The following is a 6334-nucleotide window of genomic DNA, read 5'->3' as shown; positions in this document are numbered from 1 at the left end:
AAGCCGAGCGCGACGACCTGCTCGACGGCGTCGGCGGCCCGCTCCAGGGTGACGCCGAGGTCGGCGCGCTCGCGGCCGGGGAAGTCGGACAGGACGAAGTCGGAGGGGTCCTGGCGGCCCGGTGGGCGGCCGATGCCCACGCGCAGGCGCGCGTAGTCCTTGGTGGAGACGGACTTGCTGATAGAGCGCAGGCCGTTGTGGCCGCCCTCGCCGCCGCCGCGCTTGAGTCGCAGCTCGTGGGCGGGCAGGTCGAGCTCGTCGTGGATGACGAGCAGTCGAGCGGAGGGGTCGATGCCGTAGTAGGAGACGAGCCCGGCCACGGGGCCGCCGGAGAGGTTCATGAGCACCGAGGGCTCGGCCAGGATGACGCGGGGGCCGGGGGCGCCGCCGGGCAGGAGCCCCAGGCGTCCCTCGGCCACGCGGGCGCGGGCCTTCTTGTGGCTGGAGAAGCGGGACCCGGTGCGCTCGGCCAAAACGTCGAGCACCATGTAGCCGACGTTGTGGCGATTGCGGGCGTACCGGGTCCCGGGATTCCCCAGCCCGACGACGAGCCAGGGCTCACTCATGCGGCCCGCCACTGGGCGGGGCGGACGCGGCAGGAGCGGACCGCGGCGTCGTCATGGCTGTTCATACGAATCACGCGCGGTTCACTCGGCCGCGGCCTCGGCGTCGCCCTCGGCGGGGACGGCCTCGGGGACCTCGGAGGCGACGACGTGCTCGTTGGCCACGTTGACCACGGCGGTCTCGGCGTCGGAGACGGCCTCCAGACCCTTGGGCAGGGTGATGTCCGCGATGGTGAGGACGGTGCCGGCCGCGACGCCGGTGATGTCGACCTCGATGGCCTCGGGGACGGAGACGGCCGGGGCGGAGACCATGATGGTGGCGGCCTCGATCATGTGCATGGTGCCGGGCTCGGCGGTGCCGATGACGGTGACCGGGACCTCGACGTCGACGCGCTCGTTACGGTTCACCAGGAGGAAGTCGACGTGCTGCACGCCGGGGCGGATGGGGTGGCGCTGCACGTCCTTGGCCAGGGCCAGGAGGGTCTCGCCGCCGTCGATGTCCAGCTCGACCAGGGCGTTGTCGTTATTGCGCAGGGCCAGGCGGGTGGCGTGCTCCTCGAGCAGGAGGTGGCGGGGCTCGGTGCCGTGACCGTAGACGACGACGGGGACCCGGCCGGCGCGGCGGGCCTGGCGGGCGGAGCCCTTGCCGAACTCGGTGCGGTCCTGGGCCTTGAGGGTGATGGCGTTGTTGGCCATGAGGCGCTCCTTGCGGATGAGGCGGGGCCCGGTGCCCCGCGGCTGATGGTGGTCCGGCTGGGCGCGACGACGCGCAGTACCGCCCGGTACCACCACGTCGATCACGGATGCGCACCTTACTCAAGGCACGTCCCTCGCCGGGGCAACGTGGGCAAGACTACGGCATGGGCGCGCCCCGCGAACAGCCAGGCGCCGGTGGGGCGCCTCACCTGCCGCTACGAGTCGCGGTGGCCTCGATGACGTTGACACGACCTCTTGCGATCACGGCCGCACGGACGGCGGCTGCTACCCAGGACTACCCAGGACGGAGGGCGGTGATGAGCTTGCGCATCGCGGAGGCCGCGGACTCGCTGGTGCTCGGTCCGAGGGCGACGAGGCTCGCTATGAGGGCAGTGATCTCTGGAAGGTCCAGCTCGACGTGCCCTGGCGGGGTGGCGCACTCGATGCTGACGCCACCGCCTCGGCCGGGGACGACCGTGATCGGCACACCGGAGTGGCGCAGTCGTTCAACGTCGCGGGCAACGGTCCGTTCCGTCACACCCAGCTCATTGGCGAGACGACCGAGGGTGAGCCGGTTCGAGCTGGTATGCAGTCGCTCGATGAGGTGCTGTTGGCGCTCCACCCGCCGCAGGGTCAGGTATGGGTCACGTGAGGCGGCGGACGCCTGTCCTGCAGGCGAATTCATGGACTCATCGTAACCATGACACTGGCGTGTCCGGGTTTGTGCGTAGCGTGGACACCATGACCAACAGCACTATCACGCAGCAGTTCTTCGACTCCTACACCCGCGCCCTGCTCGACCGAGACGCCAAGGCCATCGCCGAGCACTACGCCGCGCCCGCGCTGATCGAGTTCCCCGATCACCCCATCGCTGTCTCCGACGTCTCACAGACCGAGCAGTTCTTCTCCGGGGCGTTCGGCCAGTACGAGGCCGTCTCCACCACTCACGCAACCATCAAAATCGTTGTCGAGACCGGGCACAGCATCTGGGTCGACGTCACCTGGACCCACGACGCCGGCGCGCCGAGTGAGCGCTTCTCTACCAGCTCGTCCGCAGCGGTAGCGACTGGAGGATCGCCGTCCTGACCCCGTTGGACATCTGACGCCCCTACTGCGACACACCAGCCGGGTCTGGCATCGCCCGACTGCGCCCGCGCCGTCGACCGTCTCTCGCGGTCGTACCCCAGGTAGCTAGGTCATACCCTTTACCCCTCGAACCCAAGACCCACCCTACGAACGCGTGAAGCCGCCAATCCACACCTTGCCGCCGAATCACATGTGGTACTCCGTCGCGATGAGGATCATGAGGCGGGAGCTGGGGCAGATGACGGCCTGATCGATCCCGAAGTGGTCGGATTCTGAGGCGGTCGGGTCTCTTGAATCTTGTGCTCGACGTCGAGGATCTCGTCGGCCTTCTCCTTCGGGACGGTGGTGAAGACATCGCCCTTAGGGACGTACTGGTGACCGGCCTCCTGTCCCGAACACGTGAATTGTCCCCGGCCGAGCCCGACGGCGCGAGATCGCGCCCCTCCCCACGAGCAGGAGGCCTACCGCGAACGCCGGACCTACAGCCCAGCGGCCGCGAGCGCGCGGCGGACGATGAGTCGGGCGGCGGGATCGTCGGCCTCCTCGCGCTGGAAGAGGGTGAGAAAGTAGGTCTGCGCGGCGATCATCTCGCCGATGGAGGCGATGACGGACTGGTTGACGTCGGCAGCCACTTCCCCACGCGCAGCGGCGCGGGTGAAGACCGGCTCGAAGCGTCGAAGGCGGGTGGCCCAGAACTGCGGCCAGTCGCCGATGCGTTCCAGGACCTCCACGGGCGCGTCGATGAGAGCGCGGGCCATGGCGATCCCGAGGTCCGTGCGCAGGAAGGCAGCCACCGACACCGCCGTGGCGCACAGGTCGTCCTCGAGGGAGCCGGTGTCGGCCACTTCGATGGCGTCCAGGCTCAGGTCCTGGGCGGCGTCGAGGATGAGGGCGTCGACGCCGTGCCAGCGGCGGTAGATCGAGGAGGCGTTGACCCCGGAGCGTTTGGCGACCTCGGCGATGGTGACCGCCCGGGCACCGCCCTCCTCCAGCAGCTCAACAACGGCGTCCAGCACCGCTCGGCGCACGCGCATGGAACGGCCGCCGGGGCGCGAGCGCACGGTGCCCACGGAGCTCACGGCACCCTCCGGGCCACCCTTCCCCTGCTCTTCACTGCTGCTCGGCTCCATGACATCAGCCTAGGACAGCGGCTTGCGTCGACGACGGATCGCACACTACAGTCCTAAACGCAACTTTCTTGCTTTTATAGATCAAGGGGCCCTCATGGACGTCACGTACGCACTCGACCTGGATGCACCCGCTATCGGCTTCCGCTGCCTGAGCAGCAACCGCTTCCTCAACCTGCAGGCCAACCGGTGGCTCGTCACTGAGCGGGCGGTCGCCGACTTCCTGCCGGTGGTGCCGCACACCACCCGGATCGCCGACTGGGTACGGACCTACCTGGACCTCGCCGATCGGGTCCGGGATCAGGAGCACGACCTGGAGGCGGCCTTCTTCGCCCGCGGGGCGGAGTTCTTCATGCAACCCGGCAACCCGCTCAAGGCACCGACTCGTCGGAGGTTCGTCTCCTCTCTGCGACGCTGCTTCGCGCTGGAGCCCGAGCTCGTCCCCTTCGAGGGCAGGTTCCTGCCCGCCTATGAGCTGACGGCCCCCGACGCCGTACAGCCTCCACGGAGTACGTGGGTCGTCCTCGGCGGCTTCGACTCCTATATCGAGGAGACCTTCCCTGTCCTGGCCGCTGTGGCGAAGCGCGGACGGAGGGTCATCGCCTTCGAGGGCCCTGGGCAGGGCGGCGCTCTGGAGGCCGACCTGGAGGCAGGTACATTGCCCGGACTCAGGACGGGCAAGAGGCTCACCATGCGCACCAACTGGGCGGCGCCGGTCTCGGCGGTCCTGGACCACTTCGACATCGAGGAGACCACACTCGTCGGCATGTCCCTGGGAGGCGGGCTCGTCATGCACGCCGCCGCCGGTGAGCCGCGAGTCAGGCGCGTCGTCGCCTTCGACGTGCTCGACGACTTCCTGGAGGTCCTCGTCTCCCAGTCGCTTCCGCCGACTCCAGCGCGTATTGCCGGCCGCACCCTCGCACGCATCGAACCACTTATCGCCCACGTTCCCGGAGGGATGCTCAATCGGGTGCTGGCCGCACGATCCCGTCGCAGCCTGATGGCCTGGTGGGGTATGTGGCAGGGCATGCACGTGACGGGGACGCATTCGCCTGCCGCGTTCCTGCGCGCCGCGGCCGCCTTCTCCACGGCCGACGTCTCCCCTAGGGTCACCGGGGACGTTCTGCTCATGCAGGGCGCCGAGGACGAGTTCGTGCCGCTCCACCAGATGGTTCGTCAGGCCGAGCGTCTCACTGCCGCCCGCTCGGTCACCACCCGCACCTTCACCAGGGCCGAGAGCGCGGCGAGCCACTGCCAGACCGGCAACCCTGGTCTCGTGGCCCGCACGATCCTGGCCTGGGAGGAGGGCCTGTGAAACGCCAAGCTCCACACGTTCGTACCGTAGGTGCCGCGGTCGTACCCTCTACCCCTCGAACGCGCGACCTACCCTACGACCGCACGCGGCCGACCGACCGGCCCCGGCATGAGCTCACCAGGAGGACGAGTTAGACCCGCAGCAGCTCCAGGCAGCGGCGCACGTCCTGCATCGGCAGCTGACCGGGGGCGGAGGCCAGAACCTCCCCATGCTCGTCGGGAACGACGGCGAAGGTGAGTGCCGATCCGAAGGCCGGGCAGACGCGGCTGACCGCGCCGAGCGCCCCCATGGACATGGCGGCCACGGGCACACCCGGGCCCGTCCCCTCCCCCGGGGCCGCCGTGGCCCGCGCGCACACGCCCAGGAGCCGGGCGACGTCGTCGGCGCTGGTGGGCCACACGGCGATCTTGGCCAGGTCCGCGCCCTCGGAGGCCATACGGGTCAGGACCTCCTCCAAGACGGCGTCGGCGGGGGTGGCCTCGAAGTCGTGGAAGGAGGCGATGACGCCGATGCCCAGACCGTGGGCCTGAGCGGCGACCTGCGACAGACAGCCGCGCTGGACCTCGACGTCGACGGCACTCGGGCGGCGCGAGGGCGCCCAGTCGGCCAGCTCGTCAAGCACGGCGCCGAGGAGGGCGCCGTAGCCCGCGTCGTCCAGGTGGGCCCGACCGCCCTCAGCGGCGGTGCGACAGGTGAGCAGGAGGGGGGCGCCGTCGACGACGTCGCTCATGCGTCGCAGGCACTCCAGGACCTGGGCGGCGGCCGTGGCAACGACCATCGGGTCCGGGGCGGGCGCCTCCTCACCGGCGACCTCGCCGAAGGCGACCAGGGCATCGGCCTCCTCGAGCAGGTCGATGCGCAACTCGAGGACATCGGCGCCGGCGTCGATGGCGCGGCGGGCCTGGACCCGAGCGCGGGCGGCGGTCGGTCCGGTCAGGGAGACGGCGACCGCGGGCGGCTCCCCGGGACAACTGGTGACGGCGCGCCCGCCCCAGGTCAGTAACGGCGCCCGGCTCATGCTCCGGCCCCTTCCGCGGGCCTCTGCGTGAGCACGAGTGACAGGGCGATGCCGTCGAGGATGTCGTAGAGGCTGGTGATGACCCGTTCCAGCGGGCGCCCGGCGGCGGTGGTCCGCTCCACCACGCGGGAGACGACCTCGCTCCACACGAGAGCCCCGGCGGCGATGACGTCGCGGCGCCCGGGAGCGAGGTAGCCCCAGGAGGCGCGCTGCTCGGCAGTGGAGTGGACGATCGCCTCGCAGGAGGCCAGAACGGCCTGCGGGCTCAGCTCGGCGCCGCCCAGCGTCTGCGGGTCGAAGGCCTGAAGACCCAGGGCGTGGGCGGTGACGGTCGTGATGGTGCCGGCCAGGCCCACCAGTTGCCCGGGGGCGGACAGGTCGACGACCCGTTCGGCGCCGTCCAGGAGGCCCCGCACCTCGGCGCGGGGCGGCGGCCTCGGCCTCGGTGGTGACGCCGCCGGTCAGGAACCGCTCGGTGATGCGCACGCTGCCGGTATCCAGGCTGATGGCGGCGCTGGGGGCGTCCACG

The 6334-nt window shown here is 70.4% G+C and carries 7 protein-coding genes and 1 pseudogene; 2 read left to right on the top strand and 6 right to left on the bottom strand.

The annotated features are described in order from the left end of the window. The 3 genes from pth to HMPREF0975_RS13885 all read right to left on the bottom strand — a co-directional run. The coding region (gene pth, locus HMPREF0975_RS13895) for an aminoacyl-tRNA hydrolase (RefSeq protein WP_009234848.1) at window positions 1-566 on the bottom strand (566 nt) is incomplete at its 3' end. A gap of 81 nt (window positions 567-647) precedes the next feature. Further along, window positions 648-1259, bottom strand: coding sequence for a 50S ribosomal protein L25/general stress protein Ctc (locus HMPREF0975_RS13890; protein ID WP_009234847.1), 612 nt, complete (start codon window positions 1257-1259; stop codon window positions 648-650). A gap of 295 nt (window positions 1260-1554) precedes the next feature. Next, a complete protein-coding gene (locus HMPREF0975_RS13885) occupies window positions 1555-1944 on the bottom strand; it encodes a helix-turn-helix transcriptional regulator (protein ID WP_009234846.1) in 390 nt (129 codons plus the stop codon). A 56-nt stretch (window positions 1945-2000) separates the two neighbouring features. On the opposite strand from HMPREF0975_RS13885, the gene HMPREF0975_RS13880 reads away from it, so the two are divergent. Beyond that, the gene (locus HMPREF0975_RS13880; protein ID WP_232212547.1) at window positions 2001-2345 is read left to right on the top strand and encodes a hypothetical protein; all 345 of its coding nucleotides are present in this window, start codon (window positions 2001-2003) and stop codon (window positions 2343-2345) included. A 479-nt stretch (window positions 2346-2824) separates the two neighbouring features. Here the strand turns inward: HMPREF0975_RS13880 and HMPREF0975_RS13875 are convergent, their stop codons facing one another. Further along, the gene (locus HMPREF0975_RS13875; RefSeq protein WP_009234844.1) at window positions 2825-3475 is read right to left on the bottom strand and encodes a TetR/AcrR family transcriptional regulator; all 651 of its coding nucleotides are present in this window, start codon (window positions 3473-3475) and stop codon (window positions 2825-2827) included. Between the two features lie 94 nt (window positions 3476-3569). Here HMPREF0975_RS13875 and HMPREF0975_RS13870 point away from each other — a divergent pair, with 94 nt between their 5' ends. Beyond that, complete coding sequence (locus tag HMPREF0975_RS13870) at window positions 3570-4787, top strand: alpha/beta fold hydrolase (RefSeq protein WP_009234843.1); 1218 nt, start codon at window positions 3570-3572, stop codon at window positions 4785-4787. 130 nt (window positions 4788-4917) lie between these two features. On the opposite strand, the gene HMPREF0975_RS13865 is transcribed toward HMPREF0975_RS13870, so the two are convergent. Then, window positions 4918-5805, bottom strand: coding sequence for a type I 3-dehydroquinate dehydratase (locus HMPREF0975_RS13865; protein WP_009234842.1), 888 nt, complete (start codon window positions 5803-5805; stop codon window positions 4918-4920). Further along, a pseudogene (locus HMPREF0975_RS13860) lies at window positions 5802-6334 on the bottom strand (Ppx/GppA phosphatase family protein); the annotation flags it as partial. The pseudogene HMPREF0975_RS13860 and the gene HMPREF0975_RS13865, both read right to left, overlap by 4 nt.

This window comes from Actinomyces sp. oral taxon 849 str. F0330 (genome assembly GCF_000239715.1).
Taxonomy (GTDB): Bacteria; Actinomycetota; Actinomycetes; order Actinomycetales; family Actinomycetaceae; genus Actinomyces; species Actinomyces johnsonii.
This window is presented reverse-complemented; position numbering and strand designations above follow the sequence as displayed.

Coding starts and splice junctions, on each gene's coding strand:
- HMPREF0975_RS13880 (WP_232212547.1), top strand. CDS start 2,001: ATGACCAACAGCACTATCACGCAGCAGTTCTTCGACTCCTACACCCGC.
- HMPREF0975_RS13875 (WP_009234844.1), bottom strand. CDS start 3,475: ATGGAGCCGAGCAGCAGTGAAGAGCAGGGGAAGGGTGGCCCGGAGGGT.
- HMPREF0975_RS13870 (WP_009234843.1), top strand. CDS start 3,570: ATGGACGTCACGTACGCACTCGACCTGGATGCACCCGCTATCGGCTTC.
- HMPREF0975_RS13890 (WP_009234847.1), bottom strand. CDS start 1,259: ATGGCCAACAACGCCATCACCCTCAAGGCCCAGGACCGCACCGAGTTC.
- HMPREF0975_RS13885 (WP_009234846.1), bottom strand. CDS start 1,944: ATGAATTCGCCTGCAGGACAGGCGTCCGCCGCCTCACGTGACCCATAC.
- HMPREF0975_RS13865 (WP_009234842.1), bottom strand. CDS start 5,805: ATGAGCCGGGCGCCGTTACTGACCTGGGGCGGGCGCGCCGTCACCAGT.